Origin of the sequence: Mycolicibacterium anyangense, from assembly GCF_010731855.1 — a bacterium.
In the GTDB taxonomy this organism is placed as follows: domain Bacteria; phylum Actinomycetota; class Actinomycetes; order Mycobacteriales; family Mycobacteriaceae; genus Mycobacterium; species Mycobacterium anyangense.
In genome coordinates, this window is record NZ_AP022620.1 from 490,244 (window position 1) to 510,498 (window position 20,255).

Genomic DNA, 20,255 nt, shown 5'->3' on the forward strand with positions numbered 1-20,255 from the left:
GATGGGCGCCGTGTCGGAAACTCCGACGTTGGTGACGGCCTCGCGGCCCGCGGATCGGTCGGTGCCGTTGGTCGACCATACCGTCGGAGAGCTGCTGGAGCTGCGGGCAGCTGATCACCCGCAGCGCGAGGCGGTGGTCGGGGTCCGGCACGGTTCCGGTGCCCTCGAGCGGTTGACCTATGCGCAGCTCGCCGAGGAGGCGGGCCGGGTGGCGGCGGCGCTGAGCGCGCTCGTGGAACCGGGTGAGCCGGTGGCGTTGTGGGCGCCGAACGTCCTGGAATGGACCGTCATCCAGTACGGGGCCGCGTTATCCGGCGTGCTGCTGGTGGCGCTCAACCCAGTGCTGCGCGATGACGAGCTCGACTATGCGCTGCGGCACAGCGGGGCCCGGCTGCTGTTGCATGCCGACGTCAGCCGCGACTACCCGATGGAGGAGGTGGCCGCGCAGGTCTGCGCACAGATCCCTGGGGTCCGGCGGATCTCGTTGTCCGACAACGATCTCTGGATGTCGGCGGACTCCGTCTCCACTGGTCGCGCCCCGCACGATCCGGACGCTGCGGTCATGCTCCAGTACACGTCGGGCACAACCGGCCGGCCCAAGGGAGTGCTGCTGACGCACCGTGCTCTGGTCAATGTCGCCAAGCTCACGATGGAGGCCGGCGGGGTGGCGAACGGGGCGCGGTGTTTCAATCCGCTTCCGCTGTTCCACACCGCGGGGTGTGTGATCGGCACGCTCGGCCCGCTGTGGGTGGGCGGCACGGCGATCCTGTGCGAGCGATTCGGCGCGCAGACGGCTCTGCAGACATTGCACGACGAGCAGGTGTCGGTTCTCTTCTATGTCCCGGCGATCCTGCATGCACTGGTGGGTCAGCAACGCGTATCCGCCCTCCCTGCAGCACGATTGAGCGTGATCATGGGTGGGGCCTCACCGGTCCCCGCCGAGCTGATCGAAGCGGCCGCGGACCTTTTCGGGGCGAACGTCCTCAACCTCTACGGCCAGACCGAACTCGCACCGGTGCTGACGGTGACCCGGCCGACCGACAGCCACGGCGACCGGCTGACCACGGTGGGCCAACCGCTACCGCAGGTGGAGTGCAAAGTGATCGATCCCGATACCGGCGACACCGTCGGCACCGGGGAGGTCGGTGAGATCTGCGCTCGCGGCTACCAGCAGTTCGTTCAGTATCTGCACGATCCGGCGGCCACCGCCGCGGCGCTGGATTCGGAAGGTTTCGTCCGCACCGGTGACCTGGGTGCGATGGACGAGCGTGGCTACCTCACCGTCACCGGCAGGCTCAAGGAACTCATCATCCGCGGCGGCGAGAACATCGCCCCCGCCGAAGTCGAATCGGTGATCGCCGAGCACGAGCAGGTGGTAGAGGCGACGGCGATCGGCCTGCCCGACGAGCGGCTGGGCGAGGTCGTCGGGCTGGTCTGCCGCGTCACCGGCAGCGAACGGGATGCGCTGCGCCAGAGCCTCCTGGACCACGCGCGGAACCGGCTGCCGTCCTACAAGATCCCGGCGCGCTGGTTTGTCACCGAAGCGTTCCCGACGACACCCACGGGAAAGGTTCAGCGTTTCGCTCTGCGTGCCGCCGCTCTTGCCGACGAACTGGACGAGCTGTGACGGCCTGTCCGTCGATCCCGCAGCGCCGCCAATCGTTGCGGGACAGGTTCGCCTCCTGGCAGCCGGTGAGCCTGGCCGACTGGCTGGATCGCTGCGCGGCGCAGTATCCGGACCGGCCGTTCGTCCTTGCCGACGCGGTGTCGTGGACCTACGCCCAGGTGCGCGATGAGTCGCGGCGGTTGGCCGCCGGCCTGGCGGCGCTCGGGGTGCGGCCCGGCGACCGGGTGGGGATCTTGATGGCCAACTATCCGGAATTCGTCAGTATCAAGTTCGCGATCGCGCGGGCGGGCGCGATCGCGGTGCCGTTCAACTACCTCTATCGCGAGAGCGAATTGGCCTTTGTGCTGGCCGATTCCGGATGCCGGGTGCTGGTCACCATGACGGAATACGGCACGCTGGACTATCAGCAGATGCTCGACGGCATCGCGCCGGGATGGGACACCGCGGCCTTCGCCTATCGACCTGACGGCACGGACACCGTGCCGGGCCTTCGCGCGGTGGTGGTGCTCGACACCGGTGGTACGCCCCGCGACGGTGCGATGAACGTCGCGGATCTCGGTGCCATGGATGGACCGGGAATGATTGCTCCGCAGGTGAATCCGCTCGAAGCAGGTGACATTCTCTACACCTCCGGCACCACCGGTTCCCCCAAAGGTGTCGTGGTGTCACACGACGCGGTCTTGCGCACCGCCTATGCGTCGGCGCTGACCCGTGCCTACCAAGACGGTCGGCGAGTGCTGTATTCGCTGCCCTGCTACCACATGTTCGGCTACATCGAAGGCCTGCTGTCGGTGATGTTCGTCGGAGGCGCTGTAGTGCTGCAACCGACGTTCAGTGCCGAGGGCTACTTTCGCGGGATCCAGGAGCACGGTGCGACCGATCTCTTGTGCGTGCCGACGATGGCCGTCGCCATGGTGGAAAGTCCGGTACGTGGGGACTACGACCTGAGTTCGCTGCAGGCGATCCTGTGTGGATCGGCTCCCGCGCCGATGTGGTTGTGGCAGAGGTTTGTTCGTGACTTCGGTGTCACCGAGATCGTCACCGGTTACGGGATGACCGAGTGCGGCGGGGCGATGACCCTCACCCTGCCCGAGGATCCGCTGGAGGTGCTGACCGACACGGTGGGGCGCCCGAAGATCGCGGCGGCAGCCGGGGTCCCGGGTACCGATGCACTGGTGACCTACCGGGCAGTGGACCCGTCGACCGGCGCCGCCCTGCCGCCGGGTGCCGAGGGCGAACTGATTTCCAACGGTCCCACCACCATGCTGGGGTACTGGAACCGGCCGCCGGACACCGCGCTCGCCATTCGTGACGGCTGGCTACACTCCGGCGATCTGGGCCGCGTCCGCAGCGATGGCTACCTGCAGGTGACTGGTCGTAGCAAGGAGCTCTACAAGAGTGGCGGCGAGTTGGTGATGCCCAAGGAGATCGAGGATCTGCTGGTCGCGCATCCGGACATCAGTCAGGTCTTCGCCGTAGGTCTCACCGATGAGCGCTGGGGCGAGATCGGGTGCGTGGTGGTGGTCCCGGTCGCAGGTCGTCACATCACCGAGCGGGAGGTGCTCGACGTCTGCCGGCAGAATCTGGCCCGCTTCAAAGTACCCAAGCAGGTGGTGTTCCTCGCCGCCGATGAGCTGCCCACAACACCGACCGGCAAGGTGCAGAAATTCCGGCTGGTACAGCAGCTCAGTGCGATGTCCGGTTAGGCCACCCGATAGTGCCGGACACCGTCGACATCGGTACCGGCCACCAAACCCCGGAATTCAAGCAGGTCCAGATGTGCCTGAACCTCCAGCACCGCCATCATCCGGTGCACGGGGCCCAGTGCACCGAGGTCCAGTTCTTCTCGTGTCCAACGCATCTCGGTGGCGACGTCAACGGAGCGTGAACGCCCGGCCGCGACCAGGTCGCCAACCACCTGCAGCCGGGTGCCATGGTGATCAAGCAGTTCCTCGGCCCGCTCGTGGGTGGTGCGATCGGTGGCCCCGTGTGCCGGCAGCATCCTGGCATCGGGCAAGTCCAGGACGAGCTGCAGGGAATCGAGGTAGGAGCGCAACGGCAACTGCTGCGGTGCCCGTTCGAACGCGAGCGACGGCGTGATCCGGGGCAGCAGGTGGTCGCCGGTGAAGATCAGTCCGCGTGCCGAGTCCTCGAACACGACATGGCCCCTGGTATGGCCGGGGGTGGCGCGCACGGTAATCGTCGCGACCCCGCAGTCGATTTCATCTCCGTTGTCGAGCCAGCGATCCGGGAACGTGAACGGCACACCGAGCTCGTAGGGCTCCCAGTCGAGCGCGTCGATCTCGGCGGCGAGCTCATCAGCCCCGGCGCGCCGAAGCTGCGGCACCTGGGTCGGATGCACCTCGTGGGGAAGCCTGGCGAAGGACTCGATGCTGTGGCGCTCTTCGCGTCCGAGCATCAGCTCGATGCCGTACCGGTCCCGCCACCGCACCCCCAGTGAGTAGTGATCCCAATGCTGATGGGTCACGACAATCCGGTCGACGTCGCTGATGACGTATCCCAGCGAGTCGAGCGCCTGGGTCAGTGCGGTCTCAGCGGGTGGGAATGCCCAGCCCGGATCAACCAGGGTGACCCCGTCGGCAGGGGAGTGCAGGACGTAGGTGTTGACGGATCGGAGGTCCGGCAGGGGTAACGGCAGGGCTATGCACGCCACGTCGTCGGTGATGGTCTCCAGGCCGTTGGCGGCTGCCGTGACCGGTGTTCCTGACATCCGGGAAGCCCTCCTGATCGTCGCGGAAGAAATTTAACACATACTAGAAAATGGTGTTATGGTGAGAGTGCATCCCTGATAGAGGCCCTTCATTGCGGTGAAGTGGCGATTCGAATAGGGATTAAACTGGTGTTGTGAGTGAGCGCGGTACTGCCGACGGCAGCGGGTCTCGACGTGTCGGAGAAAGGGATGGATCACGGTATGAAGGTGTTCGACAGCCTGGCGGAGTTCGAGGCTTCGGCGGGTACCGAACTGGGACCTACCGAGTGGCTCGAGGTCGACCAGAAGCGGGTCGATGTGTTCGCCGACGCGACGGATGACCATCAGTGGATTCACGTCGATCCCGAGCGCGCCGCTTCCGGGCCCTTCGGCGGGACGATCGCGCACGGTCTGCTGACCTTGTCGCTGCTGCCCCGCTTCATGCACCACCTCTACCGGGTGGACAACGTCACCATGGCGATCAACTACGGCTTCAACAAGGTCCGTTTCATCACCCCGGTTCCGGTCGGTGCCCGGCTGCGGGCATCCTCGCGGATCGCCCAGGTCGATGCGGTCGACGGCGGCGCACAGGCCACGATGGTGACGACCATCGAGGTGGAAGGTGCTGCCAAGCCCGCCGCCGTGATCGAATCCATCATCCGCTATGTCCGTTGAGGTGAGTCGCGACGCCAAGGCCGCTGCGGCCCAGGCGCTTTACCAAGCGCTGGCCACCGGCGATGCCCACGCACTCGGTCAGCTCTTGGCGCCAGACTTCGTCGGCCACGCCGCCCAGGGGCTGCCGCTGGACATGGGTGGCACCCATGTCGGCGCCGAGGCCATGCGCGCCAATCTGTGGTGGCGCATCGGCGAGCACTTCAAGGCCCGTGCCGAAGCTGCCGATTTCCAGACCCTCGAGGACGGCCGGCTACTGGTCATCGGCACCTACCGCGGCACCGCGCGCCGATCCAAGGCGCAGCTCGACGCCGCATTCGTGCACATCCTGTCGTTCGACGACCAGGGGCGCATCGCCACCCTGACCCAACTCACCGACACCGCGGCGTGGCGCGCGGCCCTCGACGGCGACGAGCGGCTGCAGACCATCGACTATCGCGTCGAAGACGGGTTGGCCACGGTCTGCCTCAACAGGCCCGACCACCGTAATGCCATCAATCTGCGGCTCGCCGAAGAGTTTCTCGACGTCGCGCGCCGCGTCGCCGCCGATCCCACGGTGCGCGCGCTCCTCATCTGCGGGAACGGCCCCGCCCTCACCGTCGGCGGCGATATCGGCTACTTCCTCGACAACAAGGGGCAGGGCTACAGTGCCCTGTTCGAGAAGATGATCGCTCCCTATCACGAGACGTTCGACATCTTGAGTCGGCTTCACGTTCCGATCGTGACCGCGGCCCACGGCGCGGTGGCCGGCGGTGGACTGGGCTTCATCTATGCCGCCGACCTGGTGGTGGCTGCCGATGACGCGCGGTTCGTCACGGCTTTTGCCGCCATCGGACTCTCCGGTGACGGCGGGGGTACGTATCACCTGCCGCGGCTGATCGGTCCGCGACGTGCGGCACAGGCGTATCTGCGCAATACGCCGATCAGTGCCCAGGAGGCGCTCGACTGGGGTCTGGTCAACGAGATCGTTCCGGCCAGCGAAGTCCGCGATCGGGCAACGGCTCTGGCTCGCGAGCTTGCCCAGGGACCGACGGTGGCATACGGCACTATGCGAAATCTCTTGCGGGAGAGTTGGAACAACGATCTGCCGCGGCAGCTCGAGGGCGAGCTCCGCGGAACGAAGACCACCGGGGACACCCGGGATGCAGCCAGCGCCATCGCCGCTTTCGCGGAACGGCACACAGCATCGTTCGAAGGAGCATGAGATGACCGGACTGATCACCGACAGTGACGAGCACCGCGCCATCCGGGAGAGCGTCGCCGGGATCGCCGAACGCTATGGGGCGCAATACTTCCTGAAGCGGGGCCGGGAAGGCCGGGACATCGAGGAACTGTGGAAGGACCTCGGCGCCTCCGGGCTGCTCGGTGTTCACCTTCCGGAGGAGTACGGCGGGGGCGGTGGCGGGATGGCCGAGGCCGTCGTGGTCGTCGAGGAATTGGCCGCCCACGGCATGCCACTGCTGATCTGGGTCATCTCCCCGGCGATCTGTGGCTGCATCGTGGCCATGCACGGCTCGGAGGAGATGAAGCGACGCTGGCTGCCCGGCATCGCCGACGGCAGCCAGAAGATGGCGTTCGGCCTCACCGAGCCGGACGCCGGCTCCAACAGCCATAACGTCAAGACCACGGCGCGCAAGACCGCCAACGGCTGGGTGATCTCGGGCTCGAAGTACTACATCTCGGCGATCGACCAGTGCGATGCCGTCTTGGTGGTGGCTCGTGACGCCGACCACTCGACCCCGGAGAAGTCCAAGCTCTCCCTGTTCGTCGTGCCGACGGATGCCAAGGGGCTGAGCTTCCAGCAGATCGACACCTCGATCGTGTCCCCGGACCGTCAGTTCACCGTCTTCCTCGACGAGGTCGAGGTGGGTGAGGACGCGTTGATCGGTCAGGCCGGCAACGGTCTGCGTCAGGTGTTCGACGGTCTGAATCCCGAGCGCATCCTGGTCGGCGCGCTGTGCGGTGGCATCGGCCGCTACGCCGTCGACAAGGCAGTGGCCTACGCCAAGGAGCGCAAGGTCTGGTCCACACCGATCGGTGCCCATCAGGGCGTCGCACACCCGGTCGCAGAAAGCCACATCGCCGTGGAGCTCAGCCGGCTGGCCACTGCACTCAGCGCCCAGCAGTTCGATGCCGGCCAGCCCGCCGGTGAAGCGGCCAACATCGCCAAATTCGCGGCCTCCGACGCCGCCCTGAAGGCGCTCGATCAGGCGATCCAGACCCACGGCGGCAACGGACTGGCCCACGAGTACGGGCTGTCCGAGCTCTGGTTCGTCACCCGCCTGATGCGCACCGCCCCGGTAAGCCGGGAGATGGTGCTCAACTTCGTCGCGCAGACCTCGCTGGGTCTGCCGCGTTCCTACTGACCCTGCACCCGAGGAGTACGACAATGACGTCACACGACAACAACTTCGACGCCGTGGTGATCGGTGCCGGAGCCGGCGGTCTGTTTGCCGCGGCCCGACTGACCAAGCAGGGCTACCGCACCCTGGTCGTCGAACGATTGGACAAGGTTGGCGGCCGCGCCTCGACCGACGATATCGACGGGTTCAAGGTGAACGTCGGTGCGATCGTCATCGAGGTCGGCGGTATCACCCAGGAGACGTGCGAGGAGGTGGGAGCGCGGTTCGACATCCGGGAGCCCAAACCTCCGATCCTGTACCGCATCGGCGGAAAGGACGTCGACGTCACCGGCGGTGGCTGGGGCATGTTGCTCAGCAAGCTCACCCGTCAGGGGGCCAAGCTGGTCAAGGGAATCGGCGCCGCTCGCAACGATTCCGGGCTCCCCGAAGACGAACTGTCCACCGCCGACTGGGTGTCGAAGTACACCAAGAACGAAGGTGTGCACGGGATCTTCCGGAATATGTGCGCATCCGTCTTCGCCGTGGGGTCGCAGGATCTGCCGGCGCGGGTCTTCTTGACCTACTTCACCCGCAAGAGCGCGTTCAAGCGGTTCGGCTTCCACCCCGAAGGCACGATCGGGATCTGGCGCGCGCTGGCCGACGCGGTGGTGGCCAACGGCGGCGAGATCTGGTTGTCGACGCCCGCGACCAAGATCCACCGCAATGACGATAACGCGGTAACCGGAATCGAGGCCGTCCGTGACGGTCAGACCGTCCGGATCGAGGCGCCGGTGGTCATCAGCGACATCGGGCCGGCAGGCACCGTCGGGTTGCTGGGCGAGGACGGCGTCCCCGCGGACTACCTGGAGCAGGTCCGCAAGGCGGACCGGCCGACGTCGATGATCTCGGTCAACTTCGCCAGCCAGGAGCGCCTCATCGACGTGCCGGGCATGCTCAGCTTCGCCAAGTCACGCCGGCTGGCCTACATCGCCAACTTCACCGACGTGTGCCCCGAAATGGCTCCGCCGGGCTGGAATCTGTACGTGGGTACCTCGGTGCCGGACAACCCCACCGGAGACTTCGACGAGGCGGCCGAGACCGAGCTGCTGATGCAGGATCTGCGCGACAACATCAGCGACTTCGACCGGCGTGCTCGCATCCTCAACGTCGCCACCACCCGGGACGAGTGGCCCCCGCAGCGTGCCGTCGCCGGCTACGACCTGACCCACGAGACGCCGGTCGAGGGCCTGTGGAACGTCGGTGACGGGGTCAAGGAGTACGCCAACGGCGGTACCACCGCCTGTGCCGAAACCGCAAAGCTGGTGGTGGACAAGATCGTTGCCAGCCAGCGCGTGGCGGTGCGGAGCTGACTGCGCTCGCCGAGCGCGTAGCGTCGGCCAAGAGTCTGCTGTTCGTTCCCGGCGACCGGCCCGATCGATTCGAGAAGGCCGTCCGCAGTGGGGCGGACCTCGTCGTGCTGGACCTCGAAGATGCCGTTGCCCCGGGCCACAAAGAGACCGCCCGGGCGGCGGTGGCTGAATTTCTCGGTGCCGCGGCAACTCCGGTGGTGGTGCGGATCAACGGAACTGACACGCCCTGGTGTGCCGACGATCTGGCCGCGGTGTGCGGACACGACTGTGCAGTGATGGTTCCCAAGGCGCACAGCGCAGCGCAGCTCACCGAGGTAGCCGCTGCGCTGGGACCGGATACGCCACTGATCGCGCTCATCGAGACGGCCGCGGGTGTGCATGCGTGCGCGTCGGTCTGCAACGTCGACGCAGTGGTCCGAGCCGCCTTTGGCAGCATCGACCTGGCCGCCGAACTCGGGGTCGATCCCGACGCCGCCGACGCCCTGCAGCACGCCCGCAGTGCAGTCGTCCTGGGCTCGGCAGTGGCGGGGTGCGCCGCGCCGCTCGACGGTGTCACCACCGATATCAGCGGTGACACCGCACTGCTCGCCGACGTGGCACATGCGGTGCGGCTGGGGTTCGGCGGGAAGCTGTGCATCCATCCCGCGCAGGTGGCGGGCGTCAACGAGGGTTTCGCTCCGTCGGCGGCCGAGGTCCTGTGGGCCGGTCGAGTGCTGGCGGCGGCCGCGGACGGTGAGGTCTGTGTGGTCGACGGGCGAATGGTGGACAAGCCGGTGGTCGACCGGGCCAGACGCATCGCGAGCAGATCGCCGAATCGAACAGTGGGGTGAAGGAATGCAGTTGAACATGTCTCGTGGGACCCAGCTTGTCTGTGCGTGGTGTGGTCCGGCCACGGTCATCGTGGCGTTCATCGGCTGGCTGATATCGGGGGTTCTCCCGTTCCCGCTCGGGTCGTCATCGACCACCGCCGAAGTGGTGAGCTTCTACAGCGGCGGCGCTCGGGTGACCGCCGGGCTGGTGATCGCCGGGCTCGGCGTGTGCCTGGTCATCCCGCTGATTGCCCTGATCGGCTATCGCATGCTGCGGATGGATCGGAAAAACCCGTTGCTCGCGCTGATCCAGCTCGTCGCCGGCGCGGGCACCGCGGTGCTGCTGTTGCTTCCCATGTTGCTCATGACCGTCATCACGTTCCGGCCCGATCGCAATCCCGAGATCACCGTCACCCTCAACGACATCACCTGGCTGCTCTTCCTCACGCCCATAGTCCCGTTCATCATCCAGAACATCTCCATCGGAGTGGCCATCCTGCGCGATGACAACCGCACCGTGCCGCGCTGGGTCGGTTACCTGAACTTCTGGATCGCCGCGTCCTTCCTGCCCGATCCGTTGGCCTTCTTCTTCCACAGCGGCCCGTTCTCGTGGCGGGGCATCTTCGTGTTCTGGTTGGCGCTGACCACCTACGCCATTTTCCTGATCGCGATGGGGCTGGTGCTGCGCAACGCAGCCCTGAAGGACGATGAGCAGGGTAGGGAAGAGGCCGGGACGGCTGCTGTCCCAACCGCCTAGTTTCGACCGGAGATTTCTGCCTAAAAGGCATGGCTGCCAGTGCTTATGCTCCCGAGGGACAGAGGCGCTCGCCGCAAGATTGACTTATCGGGATGAAGGTGTGAGCATAGTTACACCGCAGTTTTGAATCTAGAGTAAATTAAGGAGAACGATGGGGTTCGCCAGTTCGGCCGAGGTCGTGAAGTACATCGGCGGAATCTTCGAGGCAGCGTTCACCGATCCTGAGATCGGTCCGAAACTCGAGGCCACTGGACTCGTTGTCGCCTTCGACTTCACCGATCCCGACTCGGTCGTGCTGATCGATATGGGCAACAAGAAGGTGCAGGAGGGACTGGCCGGTGGGCCGGCGCCGTCGGCGACCATGTCGATGACCGCCGACCTCGGCAACGCCTACTGGCAGGGCAAGGTCAACCTGCCCTTGGCGATGGCCAAGAAGAAGATCAAGGTGGACGGCAACGTCGCCAGCCTGCTGAAGATCGCGCCGATGGGTAAGAAGCTCTATCCCACTTATGTCGAGCGACTCAAAGCCGACGGCCGCGACGACCTCCTGGCCTGAGCTGATGTTCCCCGGTATCCATGCCCTTTCGGCTCCGGACCGACCGGCCGTCGTGATGGCCGAGTCGGGACGGGTGCTGACCTACGCCGAACTCGAGCGGCGCTCGGCGTCGATCGCGCGCGCGCTGTACGACGCCGGCCTGCGAACCGGCGACGTGGTTGCGCTGTTGTCGGACAATTCCCCCGCCGTCTTCGAGGTGTATTGGGCGGCAATCCGTTCCGGGCTCTACATCACGGCAGTCAACTGGCACCTCAGCGCCGATGAAGCGGCCTACATCGTCAACGATTCTGGCGCACGGGTGTTGTTCGCCTCGGCTGGCGTCCGCGACTTGGCCGAGGACGTCGCGACACTCACGGCGGCCGTCGGTCATCGATACTGCTTCGGTGGCGAGGTGACCGGCTATCAGTCCTATGAGGTGCTGATCAACGACTCCTTCGAGCCGCTGCAGGATCAGCCCCGCGGGTCGGAGATGCTGTACTCGTCGGGAACGACCGGCCGCCCCAAGGGCGTCAAGCCGCACCTGCTCGGCATCCAGGTCGACGAACCCGGCGAGCCCCTGGTCGGCATGCTTGCCCACGCCTTCGGCATCAGCGCCGATGACCGCTACCTGTCGCCGGCGCCGGTGTATCACGCTGCGCCACTGAAATGGTGCGGGGGAGTGCACAGTCTGGGCGGAACCGTCGTACTGATGGAGAAGTTCGATCCGGTGGGCGTGCTCACGGCGATCCAGCAGCACCGCATCACGGTGACCCAGATGGTGCCGACCATGTTCATCCGGATGTTGCGGCTGCCCGCCGAGGTGCGCGACTCCTTCGATACGTCTTCGCTGCGGCTGGCGGTGCATGCTGCCGCACCCTGCCCGCCCGACGTCAAGCAGGCGATGATCGATTGGTGGGGGCCGATTCTCGTCGAGTACTACGGGGCCACCGAAGGTCACGGCACCACGGTCGTCACCACCGCAGAGTGGCTGAGCAAGCGGGGATCTGTGGGCCGGGCGGCGCTGGGCATTCTCCACGTCTGCGACGACGAGGGGGTTGAACTCCCAGCGGGCGAGGTCGGTACGATCTACTTCGAACGCGACCGGGCACCGTTCGACTACCACAATGATCCTGAGAAGACCAGGGCGGCAAGGCATCCCGAGCACGACAACTGGTCAACGGTGGGTGATCTGGGGTATGTCGATGCCGACGGCTATCTTTTCCTGACCGACCGCAAGGCGTTCATGATCATTTCCGGCGGGGTAAACATCTATCCCCAGGAGATCGAGAACGTCTTGGCATTGCATCCGAAGATCACCGACGTCGCGGTTATCGGGGTGCCCGACCCCGAGATGGGCGAGCAGGTCAAGGCCGTTGTCGAGCTGGCGGCCGACCAGGAGCCCAGCGACGAACTGGCCGCCGAGCTCATCGGTTACGTCCGGGAGCGCATCGCGCACTACAAGGCGCCCCGAACCGTGGACTTCATCGATCAACTTCCGCGGCTGGCAACCGGAAAGTTGGCCAAGCGGCTACTGCTGCAGCGATACGCAGCGTCCACCCGATAGCGCCCCATGACTGAGCGGAGAACAACGATGACAGACTTCACTGGCAAGCACTACGTGGTCACCGGCGCCGCGTCCGGTATCGGACATGCGGTTGCCGAGCAGTTGCTGGCGGCAGGCGCCCTGGTGACGAGCCTGGACCGCAACACCCCAACGGCGAAGGTCACCAAGCACATCGAGGTGGACCTGTCGAACCCGCGCAACATCGATGCGGCGCTGGAAGCGTTGGAGGGACCTTACGACGGACTGATGAACGTGGCGGGCATTCCCGGGACGGCGCCGGCGGATCTGGTCTTCGCCGTCAACAGCCTGGCGGTGCGGCACCTCAGTGAGGCGTTCTTCGAGCGTCTGGTGCCCGGTGGCACGGTGACCATCGTGTCGTCGACGGCCGGCTTCGGCTGGCCGCTGCGCCTGGAGGCGCTGCGCGACGTGCTGGCAACCGACACGTTCGAAGAGGGTGCGGCCTGGTTCAAGGAGAATCCGCAGCAGGGCAACGCCTACAACTTCTCCAAAGAGTTCAGCACCGTCTACGCCATGTCGATGGGACTGGCCTTCGGGCAGATGGGATTCCGCATCAACGCCGTGCTGCCGGGCCCGGTCGAGACGCCGATCCTGGTCGACTTCGAGGAGTCGATGGGCAAGGACACCCTTGATGGTGTCAAGGATCTGCTCGGCCGGCATGCCCAGCCCGAGGACGTTGCCTCGGTGCTGCTGTTCCTGGCATCCGATGAGTCCGGGTGGGTCAATGGCCAGGCGCTGGCCATCGACGGCGGGATCTCCGGGGCGGTGGCTACCGGAGTGGTCGCGGCGCCGGAAATCTGAGGGCCGATGACAATCAACGCGCTGACCCCACGGCCGGTGGACGATCGAGCCGAGGCGGTTCTTCCCGGATTGCGCCAGATGTTTTCGATGGGGCGAACCAAGCCACTGCAGTGGCGGCTCGATCAGCTCAGCGCCATCGAGGCGATGTGCGACGAGCAGGAGCCGGCGATCGCCCAGGCATTGGCCGAGGACCTGGGCCGCCCGCCAGTCGAGGCGTGGCTGGGTGATATCGCCTCCACCAAGGGCGAGGCGGCCTATGCGCGCAAGCATCTGAAGAAGTGGATGCGGCCGAGCCGCCGGCCGTTGCCGATGGCCCAGCTCCCGGGTCGGGGCTGGGTACAGTACGACCCCCTGGGCGTCGTCTTGGTGATCGGACCGTGGAACTACCCGTTCTATCTGAGCATGGCCCCGCTGGTGGCGGCGGTTGCCGCCGGCAACTGCGCCGTCCTCAAGCCCTCGGAGCTGGCTCCGGCCACCTCTGCACTCCTGGCGGAGCTGGTGCCCAAATATCTTGATGCACAGGCTGTTCAGGTGGTCGAGGGTGACGCCAACACCACCCAGAGCCTGATCGCCCAGGGGTTCGATCACGTGCTGTTCACCGGTGGAACGGAGATTGGCCGCAAGATCATGGCCGCAGCCGCTCCCACCCTGACCCCGGTCACCCTCGAACTGGGCGGCAAGAGCCCGGTGATCGTCACCGCCGACGCGGACCTCGATGTTGCCGCCCGTCGGGTGGCGTGGGTGAAGCTGCTGAACTCGGGGCAGACCTGCATCGCCCCGGATTACGTCCTGGCTGATCGGGCAGTCGTCGATACCTTCACCGAGAAGGTCGTCGAGTCCATCGCGGCATTCCGCTCCGAGGAATCCGACAAGGGCCAGCGGATCGTCAACCAGCGACAGTTCGACAGGATCTCGGGACTGATCCAGGCCACCACCGGACGCATCGTCACCGGCGGCGGTACCGACGTCTCGACGTTGGCAGTCGATCCGACGGTCATCAGGGATCCGTCGCCCACCGACCCGGTGATGGCCGATGAGATCTTCGGTCCGATCCTGCCCATCCTGGCTGTCGACTCCACCGATGCGGCAGTGCAATTCGTGAATTCGCGGCCCAAACCGCTGGCGCTCTACGTGTTCACGAACTCACAGCGGTTGGGACGTGAACTGGTCGACGCGATCCCCTCCGGTGGTGCGGTGATCAACCATGTCGCGATGCACTGTCTGGTTCCCCAGCTGCCATTCGGGGGAGTGGGGGCCAGCGGAATGGGCCAGTATCACGGCCGCTGGGGGTTCGAGGCGCTGAGCCACCGTCGTGCCGTGCTGGCCAAGACCGCGAAGCCGGATCTGAAGCTGACGTACCCGCCCTACACCGATCGGGCGATCAAGATCATGCGAAAGGTCTTCTGATGAAGATCCGCGTCGACACCACCAAGTGCTCGGGCATCGGGATGTGCGAAATGCTGGCGCCCGACCTCTTCGAGATCGGCGAGGACGGCCAGTCGCACGTGCTGGCCACCGCGGATGACCATGCCGGTGCCGACCCGAGCCTGGCCGCCGAAGCCGCATCCAACTGTCCCACCGGCGCGATCACCATCGAAGACTGAACCGCCGGCCCGCTAGAGAGGCATGCCCATGGCCTTCGTCATCACCCAGAACTGTTGCACCGACGCCAGTTGCGTCCCGGTGTGTCCCGTCGACTGCATCCGGCCCGTTCCCGGTCCGGACGGGACGGCCGCACCCATGCTCTATATCGATCCCACGACATGTGTGGACTGCGGGGCATGTGAGGCGGTCTGCCCGGTAGGCGCGATCTATCACGAGGACGACGTTCCGCAGTCGCAGGCGCGATTCACCACGATCAACGCCGACTACTTCGCCGCCGAACCGCTGGTGGTCCGGCCGAACCCGGCGAAGTGGGAACCCGCTGTACTGGGGCGTGACACGCTGCGGGTGGCAGTCGTCGGTGCCGGTCCGGCCGCGTGCTACGCCGTTGCAGACCTGGCGCTGACCGCTGGCGTGGAAGTCGATGTGTTCGACCGTCTTCCGACACCGTTCGGGTTGGTGCGCTTCGGTGTCGCCCCCGACCACCAGCGGACCAAAGACGTGGTCGATGTGTTCGAGACCGCGCTGGCCAGTCCCAACGTCCGGTGCTTCTTCAACGTGACGGTCGGACGTGACGTCACCCACGAACAGTTGATGGCCACCCACGATGCGGTGATCTACGCCGTGGGCGCCTCCCGTACCCGCGATCTGGGCATCCCCGGCGAACAGTTGCCCGGCAACATGGGCGCTGCCGACTTCGTGAGCTGGTACAACGGTCATCCCGACCTTGCCGGGCTGGAGGTGGACCTCAGTGGTTCGCGCGTGGTGATCGTCGGCAACGGCAACGTGGCACTCGATGCGGCCCGGATGCTGGTTCTGGATGCCGACCAACTGGCCGCCACTGACATCGCCGATCACGCGCTGCAGCAGCTGGCCGGTAGCGGTGTGCGTGAGGTGGTCATCCTGGGCCGGCGAGGTGCCGCCGACGGTGCGTTCTCGGTCGGCGAACTGCTGGCGCTCGGTGGCATCCCCGGTGTGGATGTCGTCGTGGAGGGCGAGCTGGGCGAGCGGCCCGATGATCACGAGCGCGCGCTGAAGTTCGACATCGTCAGCGAATATGCCGGGCGCGCAACGAATCCGGACAACCGGCGCATCGTGCTGCGGTTCGGGACACGTCCCGTGCGGGTGCTGGGAGTCGATCGTGTGGAGGGCGTCGAGGTCGCCGATGGGAGCGGTAGCCACCCCATCGAGACATCGTTGGTGTTGCGCTCGATCGGTTACCGCGGCACCCCGATCGACGGCCTGCCGTTCGACGAAGAAGCCGGGCTGGTCCCCAATGACGGCGGTCGCGTGGTCGATGCCGGTGCTGTGGTGCCGGGCGTCTACGTGATCGGCTGGATCAAGCGGGGACCCAAGGGCGTCATCGGCACGAACAGGTTGTGCGCCAGGGAGACTGTCGCCAACCTGCTCGCCGACGTCCGCAACGGAGCCCTGCCCGAACCGGAGCAGCCGGCCCGCCTGGATGCCGAGGCTCTGAGCGAAAGCGGGGTGGCCGTCGTCGATCTGGCCGGCTGGCATCTGATCGACGGTCTCGAGCGGCGACTGGGGGCGCAGGCATCACGCCCGCGGGTCAAGATCGTCGACCGCGATGCCCTACTGGCGGCCGCCAGCGTCCCCTGACAACCCCCGAAAACCCCCGAACCCCACTACAACCGATCGCGAAAGCCCGTGGAGGCAGCAGTATGAGTACCCAACTCGGCACCGCTTCGTCGACCAGCACCGAGCGCCCACCTTTCGACCCGGTGAGCATCTCGTCGCTCGACTTCTGGGCGCAGAGCTTCGACGAGCGCGAGAAGGCGTTCAAGATCCTGCGCAACGAACGCCCGGTGAGCTGGCACCGTCCGATCGAGGGCTCGATGATGGAGCCGGAGATCGACGGCGTCTGGGTGGTCACCCGACACGAGGACGTCGCCTACGTCAGCAAGAACCCCGAGCTCTTCTGCTCGGGTCAGGGCATCACCTTCGAGGCGGTACCCGAGGAGATGCTCGACGCCACGCAATCCTTCCTCGGCATGGACGGCGCGGCGCATTCCAGCCTGCGCCGGCTGGTCAGTTCCGTCTTCACCCCGCGCCAGGTCGCCAAGATCAAGGACCAGATCGACCACCAGGCGAAGTCGATCGTCGACGATCTCCTCGAGACCAAGGACGGCGATTTCGTCCAGCAGGTCTCCAAGCGGCTGCCGATGTGGACCATCTACGACATGCTCGGGCTGCCCGAGGAGCAACGCGACCACGCGGCGCAGCTTGCCGAGGGCATGGTCTCGTGGGCCGACCCCGACGTCGCGGCCGGGCGTGAGCCCGGCGAGGTCCTCACCGACTCCCTGGTCGGCCTGCTCGATATCGGCATGGGTCTGGCCCAGGCGAGGCGGGAGAAGCCCGAGAACGACCTGATGACCTCGCTGGTGCAGGCCGAAGTCGACGGCCGCAGGCTCACCGACGACGAACTCGGCCCCTACTTCGTCCTGCTCTCGGTCGCCGGAAACGACACCACCAAGACCACGACCACGTTCTCCACGATCGCGCTGGATCGCTTTCCCGAGCAGAAGGCGTTGCTGCAGAAGGACTTCGACGGGCACATCAAGCTGGCGATCGAGGAGTTCGTCCGGTGGACCACGCCGGTCATGACCTTCCGTCGCACCGCGACCCAAGACACCGAACTGCATGGCCAGCACATCCGGCAGGGGGACTGGGTGACCATGGTGTACTCCTCAGCCAACCGCGACGAGCGAGTCTTCGCCGACCCCTACACCTTCGACATCACCCGCTCGCCGAACCCGCACCTCAGCTTCGGGGGTGGCGGCCCACACTTCTGCATGGGCGCGTTCATGGGCAAGATGCAGCTGGAGTCGATCTTCCGCGAGCTGATCACCCGTGCGCCGAACCTGCGGGTGGGTGAACCCGAGTATTTGACCGGCAATTTCATCACCGCGGTCAAGCACCTGCCCTACACCCTGGATTAGCGAACTCCGCATCGGGACGAACGACCGCGGCCGGATACATCACGTCGGCCGCGGTCGTTCGTCCTTTGTGTCGGCACGTTGCCGCAACAACGGCAAACAGCGAGGCCGTCGACGCTGGTGTCAGCGCCGACGGCCTCGCTTGTCCGAGCCGCGGTGATCAGCCTGCCGCGATCTCGCGTCCGATGATCTCCTTCATGATCTCCGTCGTGCCGCCGTAGATCGTTTGGATGCGGGTGTCGAGATAGGCTCGCGCCACCGGGTATTCGAGCATGTAGCCGTAGCCGCCGTGCAGCTGCAGGCAACGGTCGATGACACGTTTCTGCAGTTCGCTGACGTACCACTTACCCTTGGCTGCGTCGACCGGGCTCAGCTCGCCGGCGTTGTAGGCCAGTACGCTCTTGTCGGTGTACGCCTCAGCGACGTCGATCTCGGTGGACATGTCAGCCAATTCGAACCGGATGTGCTGCTTGTCGGTCAGCGGTGCGCCGAAAGCCTGCCGGCTCTGGCAGTACTCCACGGTCATTTGGTAGATGGCACGGGTGGTGGCCATCGCCTTGGCGGTGACCCCGAGCCGCTCGCGGGGGAGGTGACTCATCAAGTACTGCAGGCCTTTTCCGGCCTCGCCCAGCAGATTCGCCGCGGGCACGACCGCGTCGCGGAAGTACAGCTCCGAGGTGTCCTGAGCGGGCAGGCCGATCTTGTCGAGTTTGCGGCCGCGCTCGAAACCGGGGGTATCCCGCTCGACGACGAACAAGCTCAGCGAGCTCGATCCACCTTCGGGATTGGTCCGGGCGGCGACCACCAGCACATCGGACATGATCCCGCTGGAGATGAATGTCTTCTGCCCGTTGAGGATCCAGTTGTCGCCCTCTTGGCGGGCGGTGGTGCGGATGCCGCGCAGATCCGACCCGGCACCGGGTTCGGTCATGGCCAGCGCACCGATCAGCTCACCTGCGGCGAATCCCGGCAGCCAGCGCGCCTTCTGTTCGTCGTTGGTCAGGTCGATCAGGTAGTGCAGCACCAGATCGTCCTGCAGGCTCACCGTCAGGCCGAAGGACAGCGCATTGATCCGCGCGACCTCTTCACAGACGATCATCCGGTACCGGTAGTCGTTCTCTCCGGCACCGCCGTACTCCTCGGGGATCTGCAGGGCATAGATCCCGGACTTCGCCGCTCTACCGAACACTGAGCGGTCGATCCACCGTTCGTTGTCCCAGTCGTGTTGGTGGGGAGCGACTTCGCGAGCCAGGAACTCCCGGACTGTCTCGCGGTATGCCTCGTGGTCGGCGTCGTAAAGTGATCTCTTCATGGGCTCAGAGCCGTTCGATGATCGTGACGTTGGCCTGACCGCCACCTTCACACATGGTCTGCAGGCCGTAGCGGCCGCCGGTGCGCTCGAGTTCGTGCAGCATGGTGGTCATCAAGCGGGCGCCGGTGCATCCGATCGGATGGCCCAGGGCGATGGCGCCGCCGTTGGGGTTGACCTTGGCCGGATCGGCTCCGATGTCGGCCAGCCAGGCGAGCACGACGGGCGCGAACGCCTCGTTGATCTCGACGGTGTCGATGTCGTCGATCGACATCCCGGCGCGCTTGAGTGCGTGCTCGGTGGCCGGGATCGGGGCGGTCAGCATCATCACCGGATCGGCTCCCCGCACGGACATGTGGTGGATGCGGGCCCGGGGGGTGAGGCCGAATCGATCGACGGCCGCTTTCGATGCCACCAGCAGTGCGGCGGCGCCGTCGGAGATCTGGCTGGCCACCGCGGCTGTCAGCACACCACCCTCGACCAGGGTGGGCAGGGTCGCCATCTTCTCCAGCGAGGTGTCGGCGCGGGGGCCCTCGTCGACGCTGATGCCCTTGAACTCGGTGATCTCGCGGGTGAACCGTCCCTCGGCGATCGCCTCCAGTGCGCGGCGATGGCTCTCCAGTGCGAAGCGTTCGTTGTCCTCGCGGCTGAGCTTCCACTTCTCGGCGATCATCTCCGAGCCGCGGAACTGTGAGATCTCCTGGTCGCCGTAGCGTGCCTGCCAGCCTTCACAGTCCGTCCACGGGTCGGACGACCCGAAGGGCTCACCGGCGTTGAACGCGCACAGGATCGGGTACTGGCTCATCTTCTGCACGCCGCCCGCGATGATCAGATCCGACGTTCCGCTCATCACGGCCTGGGCGGCGAAATGTACGGCCTGCTGCGCCGAACCGCACTGACGGTCGATCGTGACGCCGGGGACGGACTCCGGCAGGCCGGCGGCCAGGGCGGAGGTGCGCGCGATATCGCCCGCCTGCGAGCCGATGTTGTCCAGGCAGCCCAGGATCACATCGTCGATGGCGGCCGGATCGATGTCGTTTCGTCCGACGATTGTCTTGATGACGTGCGCGGCCATATCGGCGGGATGGGCGTCGGCGAAACCGCCCTTGCGCCTGCCTACCGCGGTTCGAGTTGCATCAACGATGAAAGCCTCAGTCATGCGGATTAATTTAACATAGAATC

General features: G+C 65.9%; 18 protein-coding genes. 15 read left to right on the forward strand and 3 right to left on the reverse strand.

Translation table 11 applies throughout. The annotated features are described in order from the left end of the window. Position 1 precedes the first annotated feature (1 nt). Together G6N35_RS02275 and G6N35_RS02280 are read left to right on the forward strand one after the other, a co-directional pair. Entirely contained in the window at positions 2 to 1,627 is a 1,626-nt protein-coding gene (locus G6N35_RS02275) for a class I adenylate-forming enzyme family protein (protein WP_163802773.1), read from the forward strand. Beyond that, a complete protein-coding gene (locus G6N35_RS02280; protein ID WP_163802774.1) occupies positions 1,624 to 3,333 on the forward strand; it encodes a class I adenylate-forming enzyme family protein in 1,710 nt (569 codons plus the stop codon). Before G6N35_RS02275 ends, G6N35_RS02280 begins: the two co-directional genes overlap by 4 nt. Here the strand turns inward: G6N35_RS02280 and G6N35_RS02285 are convergent. Further along, positions 3,330 to 4,358, reverse strand: coding sequence for an MBL fold metallo-hydrolase (locus G6N35_RS02285; RefSeq protein ID WP_163802775.1), 1,029 nt, complete (start codon positions 4,356 to 4,358; stop codon positions 3,330 to 3,332). The genes G6N35_RS02280 and G6N35_RS02285 overlap by 4 nt on opposite strands. 201 nt (positions 4,359 to 4,559) lie before the next feature. Between G6N35_RS02285 and G6N35_RS02290 the strand changes: the two genes are divergently transcribed. The 13 genes from G6N35_RS02290 to G6N35_RS02350 all read left to right on the forward strand — a co-directional run bounded on the left by G6N35_RS02290 (position 4,560) and on the right by G6N35_RS02350 (position 17,767). Continuing rightward, positions 4,560 to 5,012, forward strand: a complete 453-nt coding sequence (locus G6N35_RS02290) for a MaoC family dehydratase (protein WP_163802776.1) — start codon at positions 4,560 to 4,562, stop codon at positions 5,010 to 5,012. Further along, complete coding sequence (locus G6N35_RS02295) at positions 5,002 to 6,213, forward strand: enoyl-CoA hydratase-related protein (protein WP_163802777.1); 1,212 nt, start codon at positions 5,002 to 5,004, stop codon at positions 6,211 to 6,213. Before G6N35_RS02290 ends, G6N35_RS02295 begins: the two co-directional genes overlap by 11 nt. A 1-nt stretch (position 6,214) precedes the next feature. Next, positions 6,215 to 7,375, forward strand: coding sequence for an acyl-CoA dehydrogenase family protein (locus G6N35_RS02300; RefSeq protein ID WP_163802778.1), 1,161 nt, complete (start codon positions 6,215 to 6,217; stop codon positions 7,373 to 7,375). Positions 7,376 to 7,398: 23 nt separating this feature from the next. Next, the gene (locus tag G6N35_RS02305; RefSeq protein WP_163802779.1) at positions 7,399 to 8,721 is read left to right on the forward strand and encodes a phytoene desaturase family protein; all 1,323 of its coding nucleotides are present in this window, start codon (positions 7,399 to 7,401) and stop codon (positions 8,719 to 8,721) included. Further along, the gene (locus tag G6N35_RS02310; RefSeq protein ID WP_163807419.1) at positions 8,718 to 9,551 is read left to right on the forward strand and encodes an HpcH/HpaI aldolase/citrate lyase family protein; all 834 of its coding nucleotides are present in this window, start codon (positions 8,718 to 8,720) and stop codon (positions 9,549 to 9,551) included. Before G6N35_RS02305 ends, G6N35_RS02310 begins: the two co-directional genes overlap by 4 nt. Before the next feature lie 16 nt (positions 9,552 to 9,567). Then, positions 9,568 to 10,287 carry a hypothetical protein gene (locus G6N35_RS02315; protein WP_163802780.1) on the forward strand — a complete coding sequence of 240 codons (720 nt, stop codon included), beginning with the start codon at positions 9,568 to 9,570 and terminating at the stop codon, positions 10,285 to 10,287. Positions 10,288 to 10,438: 151 nt separating this feature from the next. Beyond that, a complete protein-coding gene (locus tag G6N35_RS02320; protein WP_163802781.1) occupies positions 10,439 to 10,843 on the forward strand; it encodes an SCP2 sterol-binding domain-containing protein in 405 nt (134 codons plus the stop codon). A gap of 4 nt (positions 10,844 to 10,847) precedes the next feature. Further along, the gene (locus tag G6N35_RS02325; RefSeq protein ID WP_163807420.1) at positions 10,848 to 12,386 is read left to right on the forward strand and encodes an acyl-CoA synthetase; all 1,539 of its coding nucleotides are present in this window, start codon (positions 10,848 to 10,850) and stop codon (positions 12,384 to 12,386) included. A 27-nt stretch (positions 12,387 to 12,413) separates the two neighbouring features. Continuing rightward, on the forward strand, positions 12,414 to 13,205 hold the full coding sequence (locus G6N35_RS02330) for a coniferyl-alcohol dehydrogenase (protein WP_163802782.1): 792 nt from the start codon (positions 12,414 to 12,416) through the stop codon (positions 13,203 to 13,205). A 6-nt stretch (positions 13,206 to 13,211) separates the two neighbouring features. After that, positions 13,212 to 14,612 carry an aldehyde dehydrogenase family protein gene (locus tag G6N35_RS02335; RefSeq protein ID WP_163802783.1) on the forward strand — a complete coding sequence of 467 codons (1,401 nt, stop codon included), beginning with the start codon at positions 13,212 to 13,214 and terminating at the stop codon, positions 14,610 to 14,612. After that, entirely contained in the window at positions 14,612 to 14,809 is a 198-nt protein-coding gene (locus G6N35_RS02340) for a ferredoxin (protein ID WP_163802784.1), read from the forward strand. Before G6N35_RS02335 ends, G6N35_RS02340 begins: the two co-directional genes overlap by 1 nt. A gap of 28 nt (positions 14,810 to 14,837) precedes the next feature. Continuing rightward, positions 14,838 to 16,427: an FAD-dependent oxidoreductase gene (locus G6N35_RS02345; protein WP_163802785.1), complete on the forward strand. Its 1,590-nt coding sequence runs from the start codon at positions 14,838 to 14,840 to the stop codon at positions 16,425 to 16,427. 62 nt (positions 16,428 to 16,489) lie between these two features. Then, entirely contained in the window at positions 16,490 to 17,767 is a 1,278-nt protein-coding gene (locus tag G6N35_RS02350) for a cytochrome P450 (RefSeq protein ID WP_163802786.1), read from the forward strand. Positions 17,768 to 17,924: 157 nt separating this feature from the next. On the opposite strand, the gene G6N35_RS02355 is transcribed toward G6N35_RS02350, so the two are convergent. Then, positions 17,925 to 19,076 (reverse strand): acyl-CoA dehydrogenase family protein, encoded by a 1,152-nt coding sequence (locus tag G6N35_RS02355; RefSeq protein ID WP_163802787.1) that lies wholly within the window; start codon positions 19,074 to 19,076, stop codon positions 17,925 to 17,927. 4 nt (positions 19,077 to 19,080) lie between these two features. Further along, positions 19,081 to 20,232, reverse strand: a complete 1,152-nt coding sequence (locus G6N35_RS02360) for an acetyl-CoA C-acetyltransferase (protein WP_163802788.1) — start codon at positions 20,230 to 20,232, stop codon at positions 19,081 to 19,083. Positions 20,233 to 20,255: the final 23 nt, after the last annotated feature.

Bases quoted from the DNA above. Each gene is read 5' to 3' on its own strand.
- G6N35_RS02290 (WP_163802776.1), top strand. From the start codon at position 4,560: ATGAAGGTGTTCGACAGCCTGGCGGAGTTCGAGGCTTCGGCGGGTACC.
- G6N35_RS02340 (WP_163802784.1), top strand. From the start codon at position 14,612: ATGAAGATCCGCGTCGACACCACCAAGTGCTCGGGCATCGGGATGTGC.
- G6N35_RS02295 (WP_163802777.1), top strand. From the start codon at position 5,002: ATGTCCGTTGAGGTGAGTCGCGACGCCAAGGCCGCTGCGGCCCAGGCG.
- G6N35_RS02330 (WP_163802782.1), top strand. From the start codon at position 12,414: ATGACAGACTTCACTGGCAAGCACTACGTGGTCACCGGCGCCGCGTCC.
- G6N35_RS02360 (WP_163802788.1), bottom strand. From the start codon at position 20,232: ATGACTGAGGCTTTCATCGTTGATGCAACTCGAACCGCGGTAGGCAGG.
- G6N35_RS02315 (WP_163802780.1), top strand. From the start codon at position 9,568: ATGTCTCGTGGGACCCAGCTTGTCTGTGCGTGGTGTGGTCCGGCCACG.
- G6N35_RS02320 (WP_163802781.1), top strand. From the start codon at position 10,439: ATGGGGTTCGCCAGTTCGGCCGAGGTCGTGAAGTACATCGGCGGAATC.
- G6N35_RS02275 (WP_163802773.1), top strand. From the start codon at position 2: ATGGGCGCCGTGTCGGAAACTCCGACGTTGGTGACGGCCTCGCGGCCC.
- G6N35_RS02300 (WP_163802778.1), top strand. From the start codon at position 6,215: ATGACCGGACTGATCACCGACAGTGACGAGCACCGCGCCATCCGGGAG.
- G6N35_RS02345 (WP_163802785.1), top strand. From the start codon at position 14,838: ATGGCCTTCGTCATCACCCAGAACTGTTGCACCGACGCCAGTTGCGTC.
- G6N35_RS02355 (WP_163802787.1), bottom strand. From the start codon at position 19,076: ATGAAGAGATCACTTTACGACGCCGACCACGAGGCATACCGCGAGACA.
- G6N35_RS02285 (WP_163802775.1), bottom strand. From the start codon at position 4,358: ATGTCAGGAACACCGGTCACGGCAGCCGCCAACGGCCTGGAGACCATC.
- G6N35_RS02305 (WP_163802779.1), top strand. From the start codon at position 7,399: ATGACGTCACACGACAACAACTTCGACGCCGTGGTGATCGGTGCCGGA.
- G6N35_RS02325 (WP_163807420.1), top strand. From the start codon at position 10,848: ATGTTCCCCGGTATCCATGCCCTTTCGGCTCCGGACCGACCGGCCGTC.
- G6N35_RS02350 (WP_163802786.1), top strand. From the start codon at position 16,490: ATGAGTACCCAACTCGGCACCGCTTCGTCGACCAGCACCGAGCGCCCA.
- G6N35_RS02335 (WP_163802783.1), top strand. From the start codon at position 13,212: ATGACAATCAACGCGCTGACCCCACGGCCGGTGGACGATCGAGCCGAG.